Genomic DNA, 25160 nt, shown 5'->3' on the forward strand with positions numbered 1-25160 from the left:
TTTGCCATGCCCAAGCTAAACGGCGTGCTGGAAACCGCGCTCTACGTGGAGGACATGGACCGGGCGCGGATCTTCTTCGAAGGGGTGATGGGGCTGGAACCGTTCAATGCCGACCACCGTTTCACTGCCTACGACGTCGGAGCCAGCACGGTCCTGCTGTTGTTTCGCCAGGGCGAGACGCTGGAAACCGTTCACTTGCCCGACGGCATGGGCACCATCCCGCCCCACGACGGTAAAGGACGCGTGCACGTGGCCTTCGCCGTCGTCGCCAGCGAACTGCCCGCCTGGGAGCGCCAGCTCGACGATCACGGCATCGCCATCGAGGGTCGTACCCACTGGCCGCGTGGTGGCGAGAGCGTCTACTTTCGCGACCCGGACGGACACCTATTGGAACTCGCCACGCCCGGCGTCTGGCCCAACTATTGACAGGAGACGTGCCCACGCCACTGAAACGTCAGCGAGCGCAGCCACTTTTCAACTCACTCCCATGTAACGGCCGGGCTTGTGATTCAGGGCAATGATCAGGTTGAGCGCCACCGCGCCCAGCACCGAGAGACCCACCCGCTCCGGCGGTAGAACCAACAGGGCGGCGAGCATGATGGCGGCGTCGATGCCAAGCTGAACGTAACCCGCCCGCCAGCCGTAGCGATCCTGGAGGAAGAGCACCAATATGTTCACCCCGCCAAGGCTTGCCCGGTGACGAAACAGGATCAGCATGCCCAGCCCGATCAGACAGCCGCCCATCAGCGCCGCGTAGAGCGGCTGTAGCTCATCGATGACGACCCACTGCCCGGTCAGTTCCGAAAACAGCGAAACGAGCCCGATGGCGGCGAAAGTGCGCAAGGTGAACGACCACCCCATGCGCCGGATCGCCAACCAGTAGAACGGCACGTTGATCAGAAAGAACCACACCCCGAAGCGCCAACCGGTGGCGTACTGCAGCAGGAAGGCGAGGCCGGCGGTGCTGCCGGTGAGCAGCAGCGCCTGAGTATAGAAAGTGACGCCGAGTGCCACGAACAGCGTACCCACCAGCATCGCCATCACGTCCTCGTAGGCCCGGTGGGGATCGGTCGGCAAATCCTGCGGATCCATAATGATGTCCTTTATCGACGGCGTGAACGCTCGGCATGCTCCACCATCAGTTGCAGGCTCTCCCGCCCCCGCCAGCGGTTACGATTGAGCTTGTAGGCGCAACGCAGCCTGTCGCCCACCGCGAAATCGGGCAACTCGCCGGGAGTGAGGGCACGGAACCAGATGGCGCGATGGCTGACGACACCGGCCGAGAGCTCGAGCATCAGGTGCGTGCCGTCGGCACCGACCACGCGCAGATTCTCGACCAGGAATTCGCCCTCGAACAGCGGTGCATCGAACTCACGACCGTAAGGGCCCAGGGCGTCGAGTTCGATCAGCGTCGCCAACTCGAGCTGGGCGACGCTGAGCTCGCCGTCAGTGAGGATGCGCGGCCCCAGCTCGGCATTTCCCAGCTGCTCGCCCACCGCCTGCAGAAAGGCGGCACGGAACTCGTCCAGCCGTTCATGCGGCACGCCAACGCCGGCGGCACCGCGATGGCCGCCAAACCGGGGCAATGCTTCGGGAGCGAGGTCATGAGCGCGCTGGAGGGCATCGCGCAGGTGCAGCGCCTCGATGGAGCGCCCCGAGCCGGTCAGCATGCCCGGCTGAGCGGCCGGAGTGAGCACCAGGGTCGGCCGGCCATAGGCCTGTACCAACCGCGAGGCGACGATGCCTTGCACGCCGGGGTGGCCGCTCTCCAGAAACACCAGGATGGCCGGCTGATCGGCCGAAAGCGCCGGCAGAGCCAGCGCCTTGGCCTCTTCCACCATCTCGGCCTCGATGGCCTTGCGCGACTGATTGTCCTGATCCAGCGTGGCCAGGTGACGCGCCGCCGTGGCGTCGTCTTCCGCGAGCATGTAATGCAGTGCCGCGTAAGGGTCGTCGAGCCGCGAGCGGGCATTGATGCGCGGGCCCATCTGAAAGGCCAGGGTCTCGGCGTCGAAGGGCACGCTGTCCTCGCCCAGGCGGGCGGCCATGGCGCGCCAGCAGGCGGCATCCATGCGATTGATCAGCGTGAGGCCGTGGCTGACCACGGCACGGTTGGCGGGGCTGGCCCCCAGCGACACGCAGTCCGCCACGGTCCCCAAGGCCACGTAGGAGAGCCAGGGCGAGAGCTTGGGCGTGGCCTCGGGCAGCACCCCCCATTCGATCAGCACGCTGCGTGACAGCGACATGACCAGCCAGGCGACCATGCAACCGGCGATGGTCGGGTCGGGGTAGGGGCAGTCGTCGCGGGTGGGGTTGACCACGGCGTGGGCAGACGCCGGAGGCCCGTCCAGTGGCAGGGCATGGTGGTCGCTCACCACCACGTCGATCCCCTCCGCGGCCAGTCGGGCAATGCGTGGCTCATCGCTGCTGCCGCAGTCGGCGGTAATCACCAGGCTAGGTCGCGGTCTGAGTGCGAGCGTGCGCTCTACCAGTGGCAGGCTGATGCCGTAGCCGTCGTGGATGCGGTGGCCGATCAGGCTGTGCAGGCGCGATTCCGGCACCCCGAACAGCTCCACCAGGGTGCGCCGGATCACCACGTGGGAGGTGATGCCGTCGACGTCGTAGTCGGTGAGAATGCCGATATGCTCGCCCTCGACCACGGCCTGGGCGATGCGCTCGGCGGCCCGACGCCCGTCGGCGAGCCGCTCGGGGTGCTCGAGATAGCGCAGGCTGGGCGACACCAGCGGCGCCAGCTCGCCCGCATAGTCTCCCAGGCGCCCGGCCAGGATGCGAGCCTGCAGCTCGGAGAGCCCCTCGCGCTGGGCCTGGGCATAGAGCGTCGCATTGCGCGGGCGGGGCACTAGACGCGGCTTGAGTCGGGCGTGCAGATCAGGCGGCGCGATCACGTCCACGCGAGGCTCCTCTGGTTCGCTTCCATGGGTAATACGGCGATGGGAACGCCGTGCCGAGCGAAGGGCGCCGGGGACAGGCCGAAGAGGGGGCTTTCGCCATGGATGGCAAAAGTAGCGCCCAGGGAGGGGCTCACAGCGCCCCCTCGTAGGCCTGTCGCCGGATCAGCCCTGAGTGGGCAGGCTACCGCCTACCGCCGATTCTCGGCGACGAACGTCTGCACCTCGGCCAGCTCCGCCGGCAGCACGGTATAGCGCTCCTCACGCTCCAGCAGGTCGTCCATGTGCGGCGGCAGCGGCACGCCCGGGAAGCCGGCCTTGACCACCGCCTCGGCGAATTTGGCCGGATGCGCGGTGGCCAGCGTTATCATCGGCGTGGCGGCATCGGCGCGCGCCCGCTCGGCGGCACGATAGCCGGTGGCGGTATGCGGGTCGAGAACCTCCTGGGTACGGTGGTGCGCTTCGCGGATCACCTCGAGAATGGTGGCATCATCCACGCTGTGGCTGGCGAACCTGTCGCGCAACTTGGCCAGCGGGGCCTCCGCCAGAGCGGTGGGCTCGACCTGGAAACGCTCGAGCAGCGCTGCCACGGCGGCACCATTGCGCTCGTAGGCCTCGAACAGCAGACGCTCGAAGTTGGACGACACCACGATATCCATGGAAGGTGCCAGCGTCGCCTTGAGTTCCCGCTTGGAGAAGTCGTTGTCGGCCAGCGTGCGGTGCAGGATGTCGTTGGCATTGGTGGCGATGACGAACTGCTTCACCGGTAGGCCCGAGCGGTATGCCATGTAGCCGGCGAAGACGTTGCCGAAGTTGGCCGAAGGCACACAGAAGCTGACCTGACGATGCGGGGCCCCCAGCGCCACTGCAGAAGCCACGTAGTAGACGATCTGGGCCATGATGCGCGCCCAGTTGATGGAGTTCACCGCCACCAACCGCGTGCCGTTCAGGAAGCTCTGGTCGGCGAAGCTCGCCTTGACCATGGCCTGGGCGTCGTCGAAGTTGCCTTCGATGGCGATATTGAAGACGTTGTCGGCCAGCACCGTGGTCATCTGACGGCGCTGCACTTCGGAAACGCGGTCATGCGGGTGGAGGATGAAGATGTCGAGGTTGTCGCAGTGGCGGCACCCTTCGATGGCCGCCGAGCCGGTATCGCCCGAGGTGGCGCCCATGATCACCGCCCGCTCGCCGCGCTTGGCCAGGAAGTGGTCGAGGATGCGGCCGAGCAGTTGCAGGGCCACGTCCTTGAACGCCAGCGTGGGGCCGTGGAACAGCTCGAGCAGGAAGTGGTTGGCATCCAGCTGATTCAGCGGCACCACGGCATCGTGGCTGAAGGTGGCATAGGCATCGCGCACGATGCCGCGGAAGGTGTCGTCGTCGATCTCGCCGTTGACGTAGGGCTTCATCACACGAAAGGCGATCTCGGCGTACGACAACCCGGCCATGGCGGCCAGGTCGTCATGGGAGAACCGGGGGACGGTCTCCGGGACATAGAGGCCGCCATCGCTGGCCATGCCAGTGAGCACGACCTCCTCGAAACTGAGCGCAGGCGCCTGCCCGCGGGTACTGATATAACGCATCGTTCGGATCCCTTGCTCGCTCGGAGCTGATCCGGCAACAAGTCTTCGAGGAGGCGCTGTGAACCCATCCCTGGGCGCTACCGATGCCATCCCTGGCATCGGACCTCCTCTCCGACTTGTCCCCGGCGCTCCTCGCTGAAGACAGCGACACACGGCTCGCAGTTTATCTGGTCGGCCAGTTTGCCCTTCCAGCTTCAAGCTTATGGCTTACCGCTCCGGGCGCAGCCCGGCTTACTCCTGCTCGTCGAGGCTTTCCACCCGAATACGGGTGACCGAGCCGGCAATGTCGGCCATCGACTCGATCTGGCGGATCGCCTCGTTCATGTGCTTCTCGCGACAACTGTGGGTGAGCAGGATGATCGGCACCAGCTCGCCCTCGGTGGCCTCTTTCTGCACCAGCGCCTCGATGGAGATGCCCTGCTCGGAGAGGATGGTGGCCACTCGCGCCAGCACGCCCGGGCGGTCCACTGCCAGCAGGCGCAGGTAGTAAGCGGTGACGATGTCCTCCATGGGCAGGATCGGCTGACTGCCGTCGCCCTCGCCGATGCCGCTGAAAGCGAGATAGGGCACCCGATAGTGGTGATCGGTGGCGATGTCGCGGGCCACGTCGAGCAGGTCGGCGACCACCGCCGAGGCGGTCGGCTCGGCACCGGCACCGGCTCCGTAGTAGAGGGTCGGCCCCACGGCATCGCCCATGATGGCGATGGCGTTCTTGACGCCGTGCACGTTGGCCAGCAAGCGATCCTTGGGAATCAGCGTGGGGTGCACACGCAACTCCAGGCCGGCATCGGTACGCTTGGAGATGCCCAGGTGCTTGATCACGTAGCCCAGGTTGTCGGCCTGCTCGACGTCGTCGAAGGTGACCCGCGAGATCCCCTCGGTGTAGGCCTTCTCGAACTGCAGCGGCACGCCGTAGGCGATGGACGCCAGGATCGTGAGCTTGTGGGCGGCGTCGATGCCTTCGACGTCGAAGGTCGGGTCCGCTTCGGCGTAGCCCAGCGCCTGGGCCTCGGCCAGCACGTCCTCGAAGGCACGCCCTTCGCTGCGCATGTGGGTGAGGATGTAGTTGCCGGTGCCGTTGATGATGCCGGCCACCCACTCGATGCGGTTGGCGCCCAACCCCTCGCGCAGCGACTTGATCACTGGAATGCCGCCGGCCACGGCGGCCTCGAAGGCGACGATCACGCCCTGCTCGTGAGCGGCCTTGAAAATCTCGTTGCCGTGCACGGCGATCAACGCCTTGTTGGCGGTCACCACGTGCTTGCCGTTGGCAATGGCGGAGAGGACCAGTTCACGGGCCACCTCGTAGCCGCCCACCAGCTCCACCAGCACGTCGACGTCGGGATTGCGTGCCACCTCGTAGACGTCGGTGGTGGTCTTGATGCCGGTGAGGTCGCACTCCGGGTTGAGGCTGCGATGCGCGACCTGTTCGACGACGATCGGGCGGCCGGCCCGCCGGGCGATGTCGTCGGCATTGCGCATCAGCACGTTGAAGGTGCCGCCACCGACGGTCCCCAGACCACAGATTCCCACTCTCACCGGTTTCAATGTTCTGCTCCCCTGATCGTTGCGTGTCCAGTTGGTGAAGGGCGTGTCGATGCCTGGCATCGACCGCCCTTTCGTCAACGGCGTCGTTGATGCGCCGCTGCTGTCAGTCGTTCAACCCGAGCATACCGGCCAGCCGCTCCGCGGGCACATAGCCCGGCACCAGACGGCCGTCCGGCAGCACGATGGCCGGCGTGCCCTGCACACCGAGCGCCTGCCCCAGATGATACTGTGCCTCGACCGGATTGTCGCAGTCGGTGCCATTTTCCAGCGTTTCGCCGCGCTTGGCCGCAGTCATGGCAGTCGCCGGATTGTCGGCACACCATACCTGCTCGAGCAACCGCGCGCCTTCGGCATTCAGACCGGTGCGCGGAAAGGCCAGGTAGTGTACCTCGATACCCAGTTCGTTGAGGCGCGGTACCTCTTCATGGAACTGCCGGCAGTAAGGGCAGGTGGTGTCGGTGAACACCACGATCTCGGCCTGGGTATCGGCCGTGCCCCGAAAGACCACCCGCTGTTCCTCGGGCACTCCAGCCAGCCGCTCGGCACGCTGGCCGTTGCGGGTCCGTTCGCTGAGGTTGACCAGCCCCCGCTCGCCGTTCTCGTAGAGATCGCCGACCAGGAAATACTCGCCATCGGCATCGCTGTAGAAGGTCTCGCCGTTTTCCAGGTGCACTTCGAAAAAGCCCTCGAGAGGTGTCTCGCGAACGCTCTCCACCGGCATCGATTGACCCCGCACTTCGAGGCGCTCGGCCAGCCGTTCGGCTTCATCGGCATGGGCGACGACGGATAGGATCGAGCTCAGGGCCAGAACGGCAGCGGTGCGAAGCAAGGACGTTTCAGACATGATCAACCTCGGGGGTGATGGACGGAGTGCAGGGCTTCGAGGCGCGCCTGCGCCACATGGGTATAGATCTGGGTCGTCGAGAGATCGCTGTGACCCAGCAGCAGCTGTACGACACGCAAGTTGGCGCCATGATTCAACAGATGCGTGGCGAAGGCATGCCGCAAGGTGTGTGGCGATAGCGGCCGCTGGATGCCGGCAGTGCGCGCGTGCGCCTTGATGCGGTGCCAGAATGCCTGGCGGGTCAAGCAGGCATCGCCACGGCCGGGAAACATCGGCGGACGCGCCGCATCGTGCATCAGCGCCCTTCGAGCCGTGCGCAGGTAGCGCGTCAGCCAGTGTACGGCTTCCTCACCCAGCGGGACCAGCCGGTCCTTGTCGCCCTTGCCACGCACCCGTACCACTCCCTGGCGCAAGTTGACGGCATCGGTGGTCAGGCCGACCAGCTCCGAGACTCGCAGCCCGCAGCCATAGAGCACTTCTAACATGGCCCTGTCGCGCAGCCCCAGGTCGGTGGTGACGTCAGGAGCGGCCAACAAGCGCTCGACCTCGTCCTCGTCCAGGGTATCCGGCAGGGCGGGACGAACCCGCGGCAGACGCACCTCTGACAAGGGATCGCCGGCAATGAGCCCCTCGGCCAGCGCCCAGCGGTAGAAACGGCGCAGGCTCGACAGCAACCGGGCGTTGCTGGCCAGCTGGTAGCCGGCCGCGCGGCGCTCCTCGAACCACGCGGGCAGTGCCGCCGTCTCAGGAGAGAGCAGAGTGCCGCCTACCGTCTCCAGGTGGGTGGCCCAGGCCTCCAGATCACGACGATAAGCGGCCAGGGTGTGATCGCTAGCCCCCTGCTCGAGCCATAGTGCGTCAAGAAACGTCTCGAGCAACGGGATGTCTCGATTCATGGCCCCTTCCTCCAGGCCGAAACCATGAAACCCCGCCCCGCGAGAGCGGTGGCGGGGTTTCCAGCCTGTGCAACGAATCCGTGCAACGGTTCGTTACGACAGCTTCTCCTTGATGCGGGCGGACTTGCCGCTGCGCTCGCGGAGGTAGTAGAGCTTGGCCTGGCGCACGTCGCCACGACGCTTCACCTCGATGGAGTCGACCAGCGGGCTATAGGTCTGGAAGGTCCGCTCGACGCCCACGCCGTGGGAAATCTTGCGCACGGTGAAGGCGGAGTTGAGGCCGCGATTGCGCTTGCCGATGACGACGCCTTCGAAAGCCTGGAGACGCTCGCGGTTGCCCTCCTTGACCTTGACCTGAACGACCACGGTATCGCCGGGAGCGAACGCTGGCACCTCTTTGCTCATCTGCTCGGCTTCGAGCGCCTGGATCACCTTGTTCTTGCTGCTCATGACATTGACTCCTTGATAACCTGAATCACCGGTCAGCTTGGTTGCCGGCGAATCGTGACCCCGGCGCCCGAGCGAGAGCTCGAGAGCGCGGGTGCTTGGTTGGTGACACAGGTGCACGGTGACTATTGCTGCGCCGTGCCCTGCACCTCCGCCTTGTCGGCGTATTCTTCGATGAACTCCGCGAGCAACTCACGCTGCTCGTCGCTCAACGCCCTGCCCTCCAGCAGGTCGGGGCGCCTTAGCCAGGTCCTCCCCAGCGACTGCTTCAACCGCCAGCGACGGATGACGCCATGATTGCCGCTGAGCAGCACGTCCGGCACCCGTCGGCCGTCGATCTCCTCGGGCCGCGTGTAGTGCGGACAATCCAGCAGCCCGGCGTTGAAGGAGTCCTCGACCGCGGAATCCCGATGCCCGAGCACGCCGGGCACCAGCCTAGCCGCGGCATCGATCAGCACCATGGCAGGCAGCTCGCCGCCACTGAGCACATAGTCTCCGATCGACCACTCTTCATCGATGTCGGCTTCCACGACCCGCTCATCGATGCCTTCGTAGCGTCCGGCCACCACCACTAGAGGTGGGCCGGATGCCAGTTCCTGCACGCCTTGCTGGTCCAGCCGCCGCCCCTGGGGCGACAGGTAGACCACCCGCGGCCGCTGGCCGGTAGCCTCGGCCGCCCGCTGCCTGGCGGCGTGAATGGCCGCGCGCAGCGTGTCCACCTTCATCAGCATGCCGGGACCGCCGCCATAGGGGCGGTCGTCCACGGTGCGATGACGGTCGGTGGCATAGTCACGCGGGTTCCAGAACTCCAGCGCGATGTGTCCGGCAGCCACGGCTCGTCCGGTAACGCCGTGGCTGCCGATCGCCTCGAACATCTCCGGAAATAGCGAGACGACGCCGACCCACAGCCCCGCTGACGTTCGATCGGTCAAAACGACGGATCCCAGTCGACCGTCATTCGGCCCGCTTCACGATCCACGGCGACGATCACGTCTTCGGGCAGAAAGGGCAGCAGCCGTTCGCGGTCGTCGATGGCCGCCGGCTCGCCATGAGGATCCCCCCGGACCACCAGGACGTCGTTGGCACCGGTCTCGAACAGGTACTGAACCTGGCCGAGCACTTGGCCGTCGCGAGTGACCACGGTGAGTCCCTCGAGCTCGTACCAATAGTAGTCACCGCTCGGCAGTGCCGGCAGCGCCGACTTGGGCAGCAGAATCTCGGCACTGGCCAGCGCTTCGGCAGCCTCGCGGGTGTCGCAACCCTCGAGGCGGGCCACCAGCCCCTTGCCGTGACGGCGCCCCTGAACCAGGCGAAGGCGGCTGAGCACGCCATCTTGTCGCACCACCCACTCGCCGTAGTCGAGAATGCCGTCGATGGGACTGGTGTAGGAGTAGACCTTGAGCCACCCCTTGACGCCATAAGGGCTGGTCAACTTGCCCAGCACCACATGGTCGCCCGCCTCATGGCGTTCGGCCTGCGCGTTCATGATGCCACCCCCGACAGTCAGGCTCAGGCCTGCTTGCGGGCTTCCTTGACCAGTTCGGCCACGCGCGCCGACAGCTGAGCGCCATGCTCCTGCCAGTGGGCGATGCGATCCAGATCGATGCGCAGACGCTCTTCACCGCCGCGCGCAATGGGGTTGAAGAAACCCAGGCGCTCGATGAAGCGGCCGTCCCGCGACTTGCGCGAGTCGGTCACGGTGAGATGGTAGAAGGGACGCTTCTTGGCGCCACCACGTGCCAGACGAATGGTAACCATGGCCTAGTCTGTCCTTCGGTTGTGTTGGATTCGGTCACGACGATGGCCGCGGTGTTCGCGGTCCTGCCAGTGAAGACGCAGCATTCTACGGAAAACAGCCCCGCTTGGGAACCTTTTTCGGGCTCTGGAGCCTGCTGGACTTGACCGATCGTCGCGTGAAACTCGGATTTCGCAGCGGATCAACGTCGAGCCCGGCAGACTCCTACCGCCAGGGCATCCCGCCGGGACCGCCCATGCCTCCAGGCCCGCCAGGGCCTCCCGGCCCGCCGCCGCCCATCATGCCGGACATGCCACGCATCATCTTCTGCATGCCACCCTTCTTGCCGGCCTTCTTCATCATCTTCTGCATCTGCTTGTGCTGCTTGAGCAGACGATTGAGGTCGGGGACCTGCAGCCCGGCGCCAGCGGCGATGCGACGCTTGCGCGAGCCGTTGATGATCTCCGGACGGCGCCGCTCCTGGGGCGTCATCGAGTTGATCAGCGCTTCGAGCTTGCCGAACTCCTTCTCGGGGCCAGGGCCCTGGGCCATCTCGGCCATCTGCCCCATGCCCGGAAGCTTGCCCATCAAGCCCCCCATACCGCCCATCTTCTTGAGCTGCTGGAGCTGGTCGCGGAAATCCTCGAGATCGAAGCCCTGCCCCTTCTTGACCTTCTTGGCGAGCTTCTCGGCCTTGCCCTTGTCGACGGTGCGCTCGGCCTCTTCGATGAGCGACAGCACGTCACCCATGCCGAGAATGCGCGACGCCACGCGATCGGGGTGGAAAGGCTCCAGGGCATCGACCTTCTCACCCACGCCCATGAACTTGATCGGCTTGCCGGTGACGTGACGCACCGACAGCGCCGCCCCGCCGCGAGCGTCACCGTCGGCCTTGGTGAGAATCACCCCGGTCAGCGGCAACGCTTCGCTGAAGGCCTTGGCCGTATTGGCCGCGTCCTGGCCGGTCATGGCGTCGACCACGAAGAGCGTTTCCTGAGGTGCGACGGCCTCATGCAACGCCTGAATCTCCGCCATCATGGCCTCGTCGATGGCCAGACGACCCGCGGTGTCGACGAGCACCACGTCGTGAAACTGGATCTTGGCGTGCTGGATCGCCGCCTTGGCGATCGCCACCGGCTGCTGATCGCTGCGCGACGGAAAGAAGTCGACTTCGACCTCTTTTGCCAACGTCTCGAGCTGGTCGATGGCCGCCGGGCGATAGACGTCAGCGGAGACCACCAGCACCTTCTGCTTCTCGCGCTCGCGCAGGTAACGCGCCAACTTGGCCACCGACGTGGTCTTGCCCGCGCCTTGCAGGCCGGCCATCAGCACCACCGCAGGCGACCCCTTGAGCACGAAGCCTTCGTTGGCCTCGCCCATGACCGCTTCCAGCTCCTGCTGGACGATCTTGACGAACTGCTGGCCCGGCGAGAGGCTCTTGGAAACCTCCTGGCCCACGGCACGTTCGCGCACGCGCTCGATGAAGACCTTGACCACCGGCAGAGCGACGTCGGCCTCGAGCAGCGCACGCCGCACCTCGCGCAGGGTATCCTTGATGTTGTCCTCGGTCAGACGCGCCTGACCCTTGATGGACTTGAGCGTCTGCGACAAGCGCTCACTGAGATTCTGGAACATGGGCCTCTCCGGCGACGAAGCGGGTAGACATCGCCCCTGACTGGCGACTGACGGACCGACTGCGACGATCCACCGCAGAAACCGCGCCTACCCGTACGCAAAGCGGTGACAGCCTGGCTGGTTCGCCCAGCCGGCCCTCCTTTGGGTGAGGATTATACGCGCAGTGACCGCCAGTCTCCATGCATGACGGACGTCATCGCTGTGCGACCGAGCGCGGATTGGGTATAGTATCGACGCAATTCACTTTCGAGATGCATTGACGCCGGCAACGGCGCACGGACGGCAACTGATGCAGGCGCTTCCTCTAGCCATCATGGCTTTCGTACTCTATTTGGGCGCTGCCTCCTGGCAGGGACTCACGCTAATGCGGCGGGTCCCGCCGCGGGCCGCCCTCGTGCGCGTCCTGGGGCTAATGGGGCTGCTGTTCCACGTACCGGTGGCGGCCAAGCTGCTCGGCCAGACCCCAGGCCTGCTGCCCGGCCTTTCGGCCAGCGCCGTGATCGTTACGGCGCTCATGGTCTTCCTGCTGCTGACGGTGAGCCTGGCCAAACCGGTGCTCAACATTGCCGTGGGGCTCTTCCCGCTATCCGGCGCAGCGCTGCTGTTGGCAGTGGGGCTGCCCAGCCCGGCGGGCAGCAGCGGCATGACGCCCGGCATCGCCTTGCACGCCATCAGTTCGGCACTGGCCTTCGGCGTGCTGGTGATCGCCGCCATGCAGGCGGTGCTGCTGGGCGTGCAAAACCAGGCACTGCGCCACCACCACACTCGCGGCGTGGTGCAGGCGTTGCCCCCGCTGACCACCATGGAGCGCTTGCTCTTCGAGCTGATCTGGGCCGGCATGGCAATGCTCACGCTGTCGATCGTCAGCGGCTTCGTGTTTCTCGACAGCATGTTCGCCCAGCACCTGGCGCACAAGACAATCCTGTCGTTGGCCGCCTGGGTCATCTTCGCCATTCTGTTGATCAGCCACCACATCCTGGGCTGGCGCGGCATGCGCGCGGTGCGCTGGACGCTGGGCGGCTGTGCCGTGCTGCTGCTCGCCTACTTCGGCAGCAAGTTCGTGCTGGAAGTCTTGCTGCGCGGCAACTAGCCTGCCTCGACGAGGCGGCTCGCGACACGGACTGACGCGGAAGTCGCCTTGACACTCCCCGAGCGAACCCCTACAACACGGGGCTGACACGCCTGCGAGGATCCTTCGACTTGAGCGACGAATTCCCCTTGGGATTGCTATTCGGCCTGCTTGTTCTTCTCATCTGTCTGTCCGCCTTCTTCTCCAGTTCCGAGACCGGCATGATGTCGATCAACCGCTACCGCCTGAGCCATCAGGCCAACAGCGGTGAGCGCGCCGCCAAGCGCGTGATGCGCCTGCTGGCCCGGCCCGACCGGCTGATCGGCGTGATCCTGATCGGCAACAACCTGGTCAACAACCTGGCGGCAGCCATCGCCACGGTGCTTGCCATCCACTTCTTCGGCGAAGTGTCGGGGCCGGCCATCGCTCCACTGGTTCTCACCATCGTGATTCTGATCTTCGCCGAAGTGAGTCCCAAGACCTATGCCGCCATCAAGCCGGAACGCATCGCCTACCCGGCTTCGGTGGTGCTCGAACCGCTGCTCAAGCTGCTCTACCCGCTGGTATGGCTGGTCAGCGCCCTGTCCAACGGACTGCTGCGCCTGGTCGGGGTAAAACAGATAGACGGTAACGCCGACAACCTGACCCGTGACGAGCTGCGCACCGTGGTTCACGAAGCCGGCACGCTCATCCCACACCGCCACCAGGCCATGCTGCTATCGATTCTCGACCTGGAGAACGTCACCGTGAACGACATCATGGTGCCGCGGCACGAGGTGGTCGGCATCGACCTGGACGACGACCTGGAAGAGATCCTCGTCCAGGTACGCACCAGCCAGCATACCCGTGTGCCGATCTACAAGGGGGACATCAACAACATCATCGGCATGCTGCATCTGCGCAATGCGGCCCGTTTCCTGTCGCGACCCGAGATGACCAAGGCAGCGATCGTCCAGGAGGCGCGTGAACCCTACTTCATTCCCGAGTCGACGCCGCTGCATACGCAGCTACTCAATTTTCAGAAGCAGAAGCGACGCATCGGCATCGTGGTGGACGAATACGGCGACGTGGAAGGGCTGGTGACCCTGGAGGACATCCTCGAAGAGATCGTCGGCGAATTCACCACCGACATGGCCAGCCAGGATCAGGAGATCTACCGACAGGACGACGGTAGCCACGTCATCGAGGGGACCGCCAACATCCGCGACATCAATCGCCTGCTTGGCTGGCAGCTACCCACCGATGGCCCCAAGACCCTCAACGGGCTGATTCTCGAGCACCTGGAGTCCTTCCCCGACGGCGCCGCCTGCCTGCAGATCGGCAACGTGCGCATGGAGATCCTTGAGGTGCGCGACAACCTCATCACCGCCGCGCGCTGCTGGCAGGCGCCGCAGCGCCGCGCGCGTCATGGCTGAGCGGCCCCCAGGGCCAGTTCAGGCGGACTTCCGCAGCCCGGCAAGGATGGTGGTCAGGAGTTGGTCGATGAGCTCCCCCACTTCGAGCTGCTGCCCCTGCCAGTACCCCAGGCGCTCGTTGAGACCCAACTGAACCAGGCCGTGCACGCTGCCCCACAGGGTACGACTCAAACGCCGTGCCTCGAGGTCGTCCAGCGCCGGCTGATACTCCTTGAGCGTCGCCTCGACACGTACGAACAGGGCCTCGATCATATCGGACTGGCGTCGGTCCAGTTCACCTTCCTGGGCCAGTGGGAAGTCGAAAAGCAACTGCCAGCGATAAGGCTCACGCTGGGCAAACTGCCAGTAGGCCAGAGCCAGCCCCTTGAGGCGTGACTCGGGCCCGGCATCTTCCAGTGGCGCTATCACACCACGCAGCAGGTCCAGGGTCTCCAGGTTCACGTGCTGGAGCAGATTGCCGAAACTGCCATAGAGCTTGAGCAGGGTACTCGGAGCACAGCCCACCTGGCGGGCCAGAGCGCGCAGCGACAGCGAGTGGACCGGATTGTCCTGCAGCCATGCATCGCAGGCGGACATGACCTGGGCATGGAGCGCTTCGGGCGCATGCTGTCGTGGACGGGCCATGGGATTCCTCGCCGTAAAGGGAGTGACGGGTGCCTCGAGGCCACCCAAGAGCGTAGAATAGCGCAGACCGAACACTGTTTTCGAGCTCTGCAAGCTCCCTCGGCAGCTCGGGAGGCCTTTTCGTACTCCGGTATGTCAGCCACCCGGGGCCCGCCATCGTCTGGAGGCGTCATGCCCGGTCGCCTGTACGTTCCCGCATTCGATCCCTCTAGCCTGCTGCCCGGCCTGTGCTGCCGGGATGCCCTGCGGCACTCGCCCAACCTGGCACCACGCCGCCCACTGTCGATTCTGCGCCGCGAGCAGGGAGAGACCTGCCTGAGGGATGCCTTCTGGGGGCTCACGCCGCCATGGCTGGAGGTGCTCGACCGGGCTCCCCACTGTGCCCGCGCGGAATCGCTGACCTCGCGCCCCATGTTCCGCGAGGCATTCAGTGCACGGCGCTGCCTGGTCCCAGTGGGCGGCATCTACCTCTGGAAGCCCCAGCCTCGTTTCAAGCAGCCCTTTCTGGTCGTGCGGGTCGACCGAAGCCCGCTGCTGCTGGCAGGCCTGTGGTGCCGCTACCACACCAGCCTGACCGAGCATGCCGACTCCATGGCACTGATCACGGTGTCCGCCAATGCTTTGCTCTCCCCGCTCGGCGACCGGCTCCCGGCCGTCATCCCGGCATCGGCGGCATCCCGCTGGCTGGCTCCGGATACCCCGGAAACGGAGGCCCGGGCACTTCTCGCCCCACCCGACGAGGAACTGTTGGGCGCTTTTCCGGTATCAAGACGAGTGAACGACCCCGCGAACCAGGACCTGGCCTGCGCGCACCCCACAGGGCCCATGCTGCGCCGGCCTCGCGATCAGGAGAGATGATGCACATCGCAACCCGTTATCCGTCACGCCGTCACGGCCTCGGCCTCGGCCTGGCACTGAGTCTTGTCGGCTTCGTGATGCTGGCGTCGAGCTTGGCCGTCACGGCCAACACCGAAACCGAGGAGGTCGCCGACGTCACCACGCCGCGGGTCAGCCCCCACGACAGTCGCGACTATCGGGTGTTGACCCTGGAAAACGGCCTCACCGCCCTGCTGGTCAGCGACCCCGACGCCGACCGCGCCGCCGCGTCGATGAACGTAGGGGTGGGCAGTGCCCAGGATCCCGATGACCTGGCAGGTCTGGCGCATTTCCTCGAGCACATGCTGTTCCTCGGTACCGAGCCCTTTCCGGAAGCCGACGCCTATCAGTCCTACCTGCGTCGTCATGGCGGCAACCACAATGCGTTCACGGCACCTCAGGACACCAATTACTTCTTCGACATCGACCCCGAGGCCCTGCCCGGCGCCCTCGACCGTTTCAGCGCTTTCTTCGTCTCGCCGCTGTTCAATGCCGACCAGTTGGAAAGCGAACGCAACATCGTGCATTCCGAATACATGGCCCGCATCCGCGACGATGGCCGACGCGAGAACGATGTCCTCAACCAAGTGCTCAACCCCGACAACTCCACCACGGGGTTCGCGGTGGGCAGCCGCGAAACCCTCGCCGACCGCCCCGAGGGCGAGCCGTCGCTGCGTGAGCGGGTCATCGACTTCTACGAACGCCATTACGACGCCGATGTCATGCACCTGACGGTCATCGGACCGCAACCGCTCGATGAACTGGAACCCTTGGTGAGCGAACGCTTCGCCGCCATCGAGGGAAACGGTGCCGAACGCCCGGTGATCGAGGCCCCTCTGGTCGAGGAGGACCGACTCCCCCGCTACCTCGAGATGCAGTCGGTACGCGACAGCCGCCAGGTGCGCTTCCTGTTCCCCATACCCGACCCGACTGACGAGTACCGCCATAAGCCCGTCGACTACCTGGCCAACCTGTTGGGCCACGAAGGTGAGGGCAGCCTGCTCGCCATACTGCGCGAAGCGGGGCTGGCCGACGGCCTCTCCGCAGGGGTCACGCGGCACGACGGCCGCCATGCCCTGTTCGCGGTGAACGTGAGCCTGACCCCCGAGGGCGCCAAGCGCCTCGACACCATCGAAGCCACGCTGTTCGAGGCCATCGAACGGCTGCGCGAAACGGGTCTCGATGCCTGGCGTTACGACGAGCAGGCCAAGCTCGCCGAGCAGGAGTTCCGCTTCCAGCAGCACGGCTCGCCACTGCAGGGGGCCATGCGCCTGGCCATGAACCTGACTCGCTTTCCCGTCGAAGACGTGCAGTACGCTCCCTACCGGATGGATGGCTTCGAACGCGAGCGCATCGCCGATTACCTGGATCGGCTCACCCCCAAGCGGCTGATCCGACTCTACAGCGGCCCCGACGTCGACAGCGAGCAACGCTCTCCCTGGTTCGACGCCCCGTGGCGCGACGTGACGGAGACGGTCACGTCGGAAGCCACCCCCCTGGCAGGTCTGGCACTGCCCGAGCCCACCCCCTTCATCGCCGAAGACCTCACGCTGCTCGACGTCGAAGACGAGCGCCCCCGGCAACTGATCGACGAGCCGGCCTCCGTGCTGTGGCACAAGGCGGACAGCACTTTCGATACGCCCAAGGTGGAATGGCGACTCGGGCTGCTCCACCCCGAGGCCAGCACCAGTCCGCGCCAGGCGGCGTTGTCGAACCTGCTCGCAGGCTGGCTGTCCGATAGCCTCAACGAGCGTTTCTATCCAGCACGGCTGGCCGGTCATCATGTCGACCCATATGCCCATGCCCGCGGCCTGACCCTGGCCTTCTCTGGCTGGCGCGACCGTCAGCAACGCGTGATCACCGATACGCTGGAACAGCTACGGTCAGGCGAGATCCGTGCAGCCAGCTTCGAGCGCGTGCGCTATCGCCTGCAGCGCGAGTGGCGCAATGCCCCACAGGCTGCGCTCTATCGTCAGGGACATCGCATGCTGGGTGATGTACTGCTACGCCCCAGCTGGTCGAGTCAGGCGCTGCTGGACGCCAGCCGCGAGGTCACCCGGGAAGACCTGCAAACGTTCCGCGACGACTTCCTCGCCAAGCTGCGCCTGGAGGCCATGGCCGTCGGCAATCTCGATGCCGACCTGGCGCAGCGACTGGGCACCCGGGTCGCCGAAGCGCTGACTCCGACCCTCGGCAGCGAGGCGATCCCGGAGCTCACGCCGTTGCACGCAGCAGACGAGTTACCCGACCTGCACCCGCACAGCAGCCGCAAGGAGTCGCTGGTGTTACGCTATCTACAGGGCGAGGATCGCTCCCTGGAGACTCAGGCGCGCCTCACCATGATCGGGCAACTGATCAATACCCCCTTCTATCACCGCCTGCGCACCCAACAGCAGCTCGGCTACGTGGTCAACGCCAGCTACTCGCCGCTACTCGATGCCCCCGGCATCGGCCTGCTCGTGCAGTCACCGGACACGCCGAGCGAAACCATCGCCGAGCACATCGAGGCATTCATCGACGACTTCGGTGACCAGATCGCCGCGCTCGACGAGGGGCAGTTGGCGATCCATCGCCAGGCCGTGCATGACGAACTGCTCAAGCGCGACACCAGCCTTTCGGGCCGCACCGACCGTCTATGGCGATCTCTCGCCTACGATGACACCGACTTCGACCGGCGCGAACGGTTGGCCGAACGCGTGCTCACGGTATCGCCCGACGCCCTCCGGGAGAGCTGGAACACGCTACGTAGCGGACCGGGCGTCAGCGTGACCTTCGACCCCGGCGACGAACCCAGCGATGTCGCTGCCCTGGCCCAACGACTGGAACCGCTGCCCGAAGGCAATGACTGAACGCTCAGACATGACAGCGCCCGGCCAGTAGGCCGGGCGCTGTCGGCAGGAAAGACGCAACGCTCAATCGAATGCCTGGGACGGCAGCATCGCCTCCACGTGCATCACCAGCTCCTCGAGCAGTTGCCGGTCACGCTCGCCAAGCGCGACTTGATTGAGCCGCTCGATCTCGCGAGCGAAGTCCTTGAGCGTGAAGCCGGCGAGCAGCAGATCGTTCATGCGCTCCCAACGGTAAGCTTCCCAGCGGGCCTGCTCCTCGTCAGTGAGGGTCTCCGGATAGCTGCGTGCCCGATAGCGAAACAGCATCTCCTCGAGCCGCGGATCCTGAAAGGCGAAACGCGCCTCGACCAGCTCCCAGGGGTCGGTGTCACGAACGCGCTGCATCTGCTTGCGGTCGGCCGGAGAAAAGAAGCCGCCCGAGTAGAGCATCAGGTCCGGGTCCTGCGGCCCCTCCGGCGGCGGCTCGGCGAACACCGCCGCTGCCTTGCGGGCTGCCTCGCCGTCGCGGCTGAGCGCTTGCCAGTGGCGACGGCAGGCGTCGAGGTCGAGCCCCAGTCGGTCGACGATCTCGCCATACTCGCCCTGATGCGGGCCGTGGCTGTCCTTGAGGGCTGCCGAGGGCAGCACCACCGGGCTGCGGTTGATGTGAATCACCTTGAGCGGCACCCGCACTTCGCCTTCGGCCAGGTCATCGCCGCTGACGAAGACGCGCTGGCGAATCTGCTCGGCATCGAGCGTGAGCAGCGGCTCGGGATCCACCGACAGGTCGTAGACGATTACCCCGTTAGGGTTGGTGGGGTGCTCGGCCAGCGGCATCACCAAAGCGCTGCAGCCGCGGCTAGCCGGGTAGCGCCGCGATATATGCAGCACCGGCTTGCGCGACATCAGGTCAAAGCGCTTGGCGACTTCACGCTTGCGTCGCAAACCCAGGAGGTGGTCGAAGAGCTTGGCGTTGCGGCTGCGCAGCAGCCGCGCCAGGGCGATGGTGGCACGCACATCGGCCAGGGCATCGTGAGCGCCAGCGTGCTCGATGCCGTTGGCGGCGGTCAGGTCCTCGAGGCGAAAGCTCGGTGCGCCGTCGTCGCGCTTCGGCCACTCGATGCCCTCGGGGCGCAGAGCATGGAAGGCTCGCACCGCATCGATCAAGTCCCAGCGCGAGTTGCCGTTCTGCCATTCTCGCGAGTAGGGGTCGAGCAGGTTGCGGTAGAAGAGATGCCGGCTCACCTCATCATCGAAACGTAGGCTGTTGTAACCCAGAGCGCAGGTGCCGGGTTCGCTCATCAAGGCATGCACGGCACCGGCGAACTCGGCTTCGGGTACGCCACGACGGCGGGCCTGCTGCGGAGTGATACCGGTGATCAGACACGCCTGGGGATGCGGCAGGTAGTCGTCTCCCGGCTGGCAGAACCACTCCACCGGCTCGCCGATCTCGCGAAACTCGCTGTCGGTACGGATGGCGGCGAACTGGGCCGGGCGGTCGCGCCGCGGATCGGCACCGAAGGTCTCGTAATCGTGCCACAGGAAGGTCATGGGGGCGGCATCGGGCTTCGCCATGCGAAGGCTCTCCTGCTCGGCTCGCAAAATGCCTCAGCCCAGCAGCCTGGCAGACTCGGCGCGGATCGACTGGGAAACCCGGTCTTTCTCACGACGATCGGTCGAGTCCGGCAGGCTGCCAGTCAAAGACGACATGAATGTCCACGCGGGCTCGGCGCGGCAACGGCCGCTGGCGCTGCCTGTGGCCGGCGCGCCGTGCCGGCTGTGGGCCTCGCTCAGGTTCTCGGCAGAGTGACGTTGAGCTCCAGCACCGAGCAGTTGTCTTCGCTGTCCAGGGTGATGTTGATGGCATCGTCGTCCACCTGGACGTAGCGGCGGATCACCTCCAGCAACTCCTTTTCCAGCATCGGCATGTAGTCGGGCTGGCCGCGCTGGCTGCGCTGGTGGGCAACGATGATCTGCAGCCGCTCCTTGGCGACCGAGGCCGATTTCTTGCGCTCGCGCTTGAGGAATTCCAGCAGCTTCACCGACGACCTCCTCCGCCGAACATGCGGCTCAGCAGACTCTTTTTCTGGATCTCGTGGAAACGCAACGGCACGTCTTCACCCAACAAGCGCGACACCGTATCGGCATAGGCCTGGCCGGCGTCGCTGTCGTCGTCGTGGATCACGGGCACGCCCTGGTTGGAGGCGCGCAGCACCGCTTCGGACTCGGGAATCAGGCCGATCAGGTCGATGGCCAGTATTTCGCGGATGTCCTCGAGGTTGAGCATGTCGCCGCCGTCGACCCGTGACGCATTGTAGCGGGTGATCAGCAGGTGCTCCTTGACGGGACTCTGGTCGTTTTCTGCCCGGCGCGTCTTGGAGGCGAGCAGGCCCAGGATACGGTCGGAATCGCGAACCGAGGAGACTTCGGGGTTGGTCACCACGATGGCCTCGTCGGCATGGTACATGGCCAGTTGGGCACCGCGCTCGATGCCGGCCGGCGAATCGCACAGGATATAGTCGAAGTCGCCGCTCAGTCTTTCGAGCACCTGCTCCACGCCTTCCGCGGTCAGCGCATCCTTGTCGCGGGTCTGGGAGGCGGGAAGGATGTGCAGATTGTCGACGCGCTTGTCGCGAATCAGCGCCTGGTTGAGCCCCGCCTCTCCCTGGATGACGTTGACCAGGTCGTAGACGACGCGCCGCTCGCAGCCCATGATCAGATCCAGGTTGCGCAGACCCACGTCGAAATCGATGACCACGGTCTTGTTGCCTCGCAGCGCCAGGCCGGTGGCAATGGCCGCTGCACTGGTTGTCTTTCCGACCCCACCCTTGCCGGAGGTCACTACGATGATCTTGGCCAAGTTGTGCTTCCTTTCGAACGGTTCGAAAACGGGGGAAATCGCGCTTGCTCAGCGATGGCGCCCTACGTCAGCGGGGTGATCTCGAGCTGGGCATCGTCCAGCACGACCTGAACCGACGTCCCCAGCAACTGCGGGTCGATGTCCTCGAGACGCTTGTAATTGCCGGCCACCGACAGCAGCTCGGCATGCAGCTCGCGACAGAAGATTCCGGCCCGAGCATCGCCGTGAATGCCGGCCAGCGCACGACCGCGCAAGGCGCCGTAGACGTGCACGCTTCCCGCTGCGAGCACCTCGGCGCCGGCATTCACGGCACCGATGACCACCAGATCACCCTCGGGGGCCGTCACCTGCTGACCGGAGCGCACCGTACCTCGGTAAATGCGTCCGCTGCCCACGGTTGCCTGGGAGGAGACGGCGGCCTCGTCGGCAGGCTCCACCGCAGCCGCCGGCGCCACGCTCTCGAGGGGACGCACTCGGCTGCCATCGCTGGGAGGAAACCAGCCCAGACCCAACGCCCAGGCCGACTGCTTGACCGGATCCTGGCCGCCCCGCACCGCCACGGGCAGCAGCTTGTGAGCCCGGCACACCGCGCAGATCCGCTCCAACGCCAGATGCGGCTCATCGAGTCGCTCGACGCTCAGCACCACCGGCGTATGCTGGAAGAAGGCCGGCGACTGGCTGAGCTTGCCGGCAAGCTGCTCACGGATGCGCTCGGGGTCGGCGCTGGTCAGCTCCATGACCGTCATGGGCAGCATGCCCCCCTTGAAGGTGAATGCCATGCTCGCCCTATCCACATTGAGACTCATTGCCGGACTCCAGTCGATGATGTCGGGTCGTGGGTCTAAAGCTAAGCGACTCCTCTGGCCCCTGCAACCGATGATACGTCCAACACCGGCCCAATGACATTGTCGCCGTTTGGCCACAGTCTGCCATGCCACTGGCTTTTCTGCCGACGTAACGCATGCTTAGATAGCCATGACGAATCCTGCCGAGCCCACCGCGACACGCCGACGCGCCCGGGCCGGTATCCCGCGCTCGATCAGGACAGCCCATGCCCGGATTTCTTCGCCACTTTTTCGCCCCACGCTGGCAACATCCCGACGCCGACAAGCGTCGCCAAGCCATTGCACGACTCGACCCTGCCGACTCGCAGCAGCGGCAGGCTCTCGAACGTCTCTGTCTGGACCCCGTGCGTGAAGTACGTCACGCCGCCCTGGCACGCATCGATGACATCGAAACCCTGCGACGCCTGTACCGCGCCCAACCTGACGACCGGGAACTGCCCCAGCGCCTGGCCGAGCTGCTGTCCGGCTCGGCCGGCAATGGAGACCTTGCCCACCGCCAGGCGATCGTCGAAACCCTCGACGATCCAACGCTGCTCAGTGCCGTGGCGCTGAAAGGCGATAATCAACAGCTGCGCCTGGCCGCCGTGGAGAGGTTGCAGAGCGAGGATGAACTGATCCGCCAGGCTTGCGAGAACGGCATCGCCGCGGTACGCCATGCGGCTGCCGCCCGCGTGGAAAGCGAGGCTGGCCTGCAGCGGCTGACCCAGGAGGCGCGTCGCGACCGTCAGGTCATGCGCCGGGCCCGCGAGCGGCTCAACCGGCGACGCGCCGATGCCGCCGAGCTCGCCGCCACCCGGGAACGGCGCGAAGCGCTGCTCCGCGACCTGGAGGCCCACGCCCATGCCGCCTGGGAGCCGCTCTATGCCGGCCGTTATCGCCACCTGATACGCGAGTGGGAGTCTCTTTCCGACCTGCCGGACGGTCACCAGGAACGACGCTTCCAGGATGCCAGCCAATGCTGCCGCAAGGTGATCACCGACCATGAGGCACGCGCCCATGCCGAAGCGGAGATGGATCACCGGCGCGAGCAGGCTACCCAGGCCCGCGAATCCCTGCTCGAAGCGCTGGAGGAAAGTCTCGCCGCCCTGCCCAAAGGAGACCGGGTGACAGCCCAGGACATCGCCAGCCTGCGGGCTCAGAAGCAGCTGCTGGCCAATCGCTGGCAAGCCCTCTCCGACCGTCACGTGATCGATGCAGCTCTCAGCGAGCGCTATGCCGCCGCGCTCACCGACTACGACCGCCTGCTCACCGCCTGGGAGCGCCTCGAGGCCGAAGCCCCGGCCATCGACACCGCTCTCAAGGAACGGGACCCCGAACGCCTGGCAACCTGCCTCGACCGAGCCGCATGGCCCGACGACCTGCCCCCGACGCCCTTGCTTCAGCGCGCCCGACTCACGCTGAGCAGCGCCGAGTCGGCCCCCGAAAACGACCTCGACGCCCGCCTGGCACGCTTTACCGACGATTTGAAGCAGTTGGAGACGCTACTCGAACGCGGCGCCTTCAAAGGCGCCAGCCGCCTCTACCAGAGCCTGCGTCATCGCGCCGACGATCTGCCCCGGGAACGCCTCGGCAACCACCGCGCCACCTTGAAGCGGCTCGGCGCCCAGCTCGCCGAGCTGCGTGACTGGCGCAGCTTCGTCGCCGGCCCCAAACGCGAGCAGCTATGCCAGGCCATCACCGCTCTGGCCGAAGAGCAAGGACTCAGCGATGCCGAACTCGACCGCCGTCACCGTCAGCTAGTCAAGGAGTGGCGATCCCTGGGCGATGCCGCCGCCAACCAGGCGTTTTCCGACCAATTTCGCACTGCCTCCGAGCGCATTCATGAACGCCTGGCCCCTTGGCATGAGAAACGCGCGGCAGAGCGCGATCGCAACCTGGCGGCCCGCATCGCGCTGTGTGAACAGCTCGAAGCGCTGCTCAGCTCGCCAGCCAGCGATGCCGACCCCGACGCCCTGCGCCAGATCCGTGACCAGGCCCGGGAGGAGTGGCGCCGCCACGCTCCCGTGCCCCGCGACCAAGCCCAGTCCACCGGGCGCCGTTTCGGCAAGATCCGCCACGACCTCCAGGCGCTCATCGACCAGCGCGCCCGTGACATCGCCGACGCCAAGCAGGCGCTGATTGCCGAGGCCCGCGCACTGCTGGAGCAGGATATCTCCGCCGAACGCCGTGCCGAAGCCGCCAAGGCGCTGCAGCAACGCTGGCGAGCGCTGGGTCGCGCCCCGCGCGGCGAGGAACAGGCCCTGTGGCGCGAGTTTCGCGAACTTTGCGATCGCGTCTTTGCGGCCCGCGAGGCGCGACGCGACGATCATGCCCAGCGAGCGCGCCACCGCCTCGAAGCCATGCAGGCGCTGATCGACCGACTCGACGCCTGGCAGCCGACCAACGCCAGCGAACATGACGTACTGGAGCGCGCTATCGATGAGGCAGCCACCCTGGAGCCGCTGCCCTCGGGACGACGCAGCGAAGGCATGCGGCGCCGCTGGAGCGGCATCATCCGCGCCCGACGCGAGCGCTTGGCACGCCTGGCCGTGGCCGACGAAATCCAGCACTGGCAGACACTGCGCCCCCTGCTCGACGCTCACCTGGCCGCCGATGCCGAACGCCTGGCCGGTGGTCAAGCGCGGGACGTGATGCCGGAACCCGACCTGACTCTGCCCGACGACATGCAGAGCGCCCACGAATCGCGCAATGCCGCCCGCCATGACCCGCCCAGCGCCGATGACGTCGCCGAACGCTTGGCGCGTTTGCGCGTGCACCTGGCGCTACTCGCCATGGGACGCATCGATCGACGCGACGAGCCGTTGCGCCTGGCCATTCAAGTCGAACGACTCAACGAGGGGCTCGGGCGCGAACTGAACCGTGCCGAGGAAGTGCGCGCCATTCTGCGCAGCCTGCTGGCCACCGGCCCCGTCTCGGTGGACCAGTGGAACCGGGAAGTCGGGGAACTCGACGCCCTGCTGACACACCTGAGCCACCTGCCACCGCCCTGAGCCAAGGGGCGCACTACGCAAACGGGAGGCCCAAGGCCTCCCGTGGCAATCAGCTCGGC

22 protein-coding genes are annotated in these 25160 nt (G+C 66.0%); 6 read left to right on the forward strand and 16 right to left on the reverse strand.

The genetic code is table 11. The features are described 5' to 3' along the window. Nucleotides 1-6 precede the first annotated feature (6 nt). Nucleotides 7-426 (forward strand): VOC family protein, encoded by a 420-nt coding sequence (locus GFD32_RS17745; protein ID WP_089683977.1) that lies wholly within the window; start codon nt 7-9, stop codon nt 424-426. 48 nt (nt 427-474) lie between these two features. On the opposite strand, the gene GFD32_RS17750 is transcribed toward GFD32_RS17745, so the two are convergent. From GFD32_RS17750 to ffh, 11 genes are all read right to left on the reverse strand, one after another. Further along, the gene (locus GFD32_RS17750) at nt 475-1092 is read right to left on the reverse strand and encodes a YitT family protein (protein WP_163577906.1); all 618 of its coding nucleotides are present in this window, start codon (nt 1090-1092) and stop codon (nt 475-477) included. 11 nt (nt 1093-1103) lie between these two features. Then, nucleotides 1104-2912: a single-stranded-DNA-specific exonuclease RecJ gene (locus GFD32_RS17755; RefSeq protein WP_163577907.1), complete on the reverse strand. Its 1809-nt coding sequence runs from the start codon at nt 2910-2912 to the stop codon at nt 1104-1106. 188 nt (nt 2913-3100) lie between these two features. After that, on the reverse strand, nt 3101-4489 hold the full coding sequence (gene thrC / locus GFD32_RS17760) for a threonine synthase (protein WP_163577908.1): 1389 nt from the start codon (nt 4487-4489) through the stop codon (nt 3101-3103). 231 nt (nt 4490-4720) lie between these two features. Next, nucleotides 4721-6037 (reverse strand): homoserine dehydrogenase, encoded by a 1317-nt coding sequence (locus tag GFD32_RS17765; protein WP_163577952.1) that lies wholly within the window; start codon nt 6035-6037, stop codon nt 4721-4723. A gap of 103 nt (nt 6038-6140) precedes the next feature. After that, nucleotides 6141-6881 carry a DsbC family protein gene (locus GFD32_RS17770; RefSeq protein WP_163577909.1) on the reverse strand — a complete coding sequence of 247 codons (741 nt, stop codon included), beginning with the start codon at nt 6879-6881 and terminating at the stop codon, nt 6141-6143. Nucleotides 6882-6883: 2 nt separating this feature from the next. Continuing rightward, a complete protein-coding gene (xerD, locus tag GFD32_RS17775; protein ID WP_407081085.1) occupies nt 6884-7777 on the reverse strand; it encodes a site-specific tyrosine recombinase XerD in 894 nt (297 codons plus the stop codon). 93 nt (nt 7778-7870) lie between these two features. Next, a complete protein-coding gene (rplS, locus tag GFD32_RS17780) occupies nt 7871-8227 on the reverse strand; it encodes a 50S ribosomal protein L19 (protein ID WP_089683990.1) in 357 nt (118 codons plus the stop codon). A gap of 122 nt (nt 8228-8349) precedes the next feature. Beyond that, nucleotides 8350-9132, reverse strand: a complete 783-nt coding sequence (gene trmD / locus GFD32_RS17785; RefSeq protein ID WP_163577954.1) for a tRNA (guanosine(37)-N1)-methyltransferase TrmD — start codon at nt 9130-9132, stop codon at nt 8350-8352. A gap of 20 nt (nt 9133-9152) precedes the next feature. Next, nucleotides 9153-9710 carry a ribosome maturation factor RimM gene (gene rimM / locus GFD32_RS17790; RefSeq protein ID WP_163577910.1) on the reverse strand — a complete coding sequence of 186 codons (558 nt, stop codon included), beginning with the start codon at nt 9708-9710 and terminating at the stop codon, nt 9153-9155. Between the two features lie 23 nt (nt 9711-9733). Next, nucleotides 9734-9982: a 30S ribosomal protein S16 gene (rpsP, locus tag GFD32_RS17795; protein WP_163577911.1), complete on the reverse strand. Its 249-nt coding sequence runs from the start codon at nt 9980-9982 to the stop codon at nt 9734-9736. 202 nt (nt 9983-10184) lie between these two features. Continuing rightward, complete coding sequence (gene ffh / locus GFD32_RS17800) at nt 10185-11594, reverse strand: signal recognition particle protein (RefSeq protein ID WP_163577912.1); 1410 nt, start codon at nt 11592-11594, stop codon at nt 10185-10187. A gap of 289 nt (nt 11595-11883) precedes the next feature. On the opposite strand from ffh, the gene GFD32_RS17805 reads away from it, so the two are divergent. Together GFD32_RS17805 and GFD32_RS17810 are read left to right on the forward strand one after the other, a co-directional pair. Continuing rightward, nucleotides 11884-12684: a cytochrome C assembly family protein gene (locus GFD32_RS17805; protein WP_163577913.1), complete on the forward strand. Its 801-nt coding sequence runs from the start codon at nt 11884-11886 to the stop codon at nt 12682-12684. A gap of 110 nt (nt 12685-12794) precedes the next feature. Further along, the gene (locus GFD32_RS17810; protein WP_163577914.1) at nt 12795-14078 is read left to right on the forward strand and encodes an HlyC/CorC family transporter; all 1284 of its coding nucleotides are present in this window, start codon (nt 12795-12797) and stop codon (nt 14076-14078) included. A gap of 18 nt (nt 14079-14096) precedes the next feature. Here the strand turns inward: GFD32_RS17810 and GFD32_RS17815 are convergent, their stop codons facing one another. Continuing rightward, on the reverse strand, nt 14097-14702 hold the full coding sequence (locus GFD32_RS17815; RefSeq protein WP_163577915.1) for a TetR/AcrR family transcriptional regulator: 606 nt from the start codon (nt 14700-14702) through the stop codon (nt 14097-14099). A gap of 171 nt (nt 14703-14873) precedes the next feature. Between GFD32_RS17815 and GFD32_RS17820 the strand changes: the two genes are divergently transcribed. After that, a complete protein-coding gene (locus GFD32_RS17820) occupies nt 14874-15560 on the forward strand; it encodes an SOS response-associated peptidase (protein ID WP_163577916.1) in 687 nt (228 codons plus the stop codon). Continuing rightward, nucleotides 15557-18427 (forward strand): insulinase family protein, encoded by a 2871-nt coding sequence (locus GFD32_RS17825; RefSeq protein WP_163577917.1) that lies wholly within the window; start codon nt 15557-15559, stop codon nt 18425-18427. The genes GFD32_RS17820 and GFD32_RS17825 overlap by 4 nt, the downstream gene beginning before the upstream one ends. 63 nt (nt 18428-18490) lie before the next feature. Here the strand turns inward: GFD32_RS17825 and sbcB are convergent, their stop codons facing one another. From sbcB to minC, 4 genes are all read right to left on the reverse strand, one after another. Next, the gene (gene sbcB / locus GFD32_RS17830; protein WP_163577918.1) at nt 18491-19981 is read right to left on the reverse strand and encodes an exodeoxyribonuclease I; all 1491 of its coding nucleotides are present in this window, start codon (nt 19979-19981) and stop codon (nt 18491-18493) included. 215 nt (nt 19982-20196) lie between these two features. After that, complete coding sequence (minE, locus tag GFD32_RS17835) at nt 20197-20448, reverse strand: cell division topological specificity factor MinE (protein ID WP_163577919.1); 252 nt, start codon at nt 20446-20448, stop codon at nt 20197-20199. Further along, entirely contained in the window at nt 20445-21266 is an 822-nt protein-coding gene (gene minD, locus GFD32_RS17840; RefSeq protein ID WP_163577920.1) for a septum site-determining protein MinD, read from the reverse strand. The genes minE and minD overlap by 4 nt, the downstream gene beginning before the upstream one ends. Before the next feature lie 62 nt (nt 21267-21328). Further along, on the reverse strand, nt 21329-22072 hold the full coding sequence (gene minC / locus GFD32_RS17845) for a septum site-determining protein MinC (RefSeq protein WP_163577921.1): 744 nt from the start codon (nt 22070-22072) through the stop codon (nt 21329-21331). A gap of 245 nt (nt 22073-22317) precedes the next feature. On the opposite strand from minC, the gene GFD32_RS17850 reads away from it, so the two are divergent. Continuing rightward, nucleotides 22318-25101, forward strand: coding sequence for a DUF349 domain-containing protein (locus GFD32_RS17850; RefSeq protein ID WP_163577922.1), 2784 nt, complete (start codon nt 22318-22320; stop codon nt 25099-25101). Nucleotides 25102-25160 lie beyond the last annotated feature (59 nt).

This window comes from Halomonas faecis, from assembly GCF_010993975.1.
GTDB lineage: Bacteria > Pseudomonadota > Gammaproteobacteria > Pseudomonadales > Halomonadaceae > Halomonas > Halomonas faecis.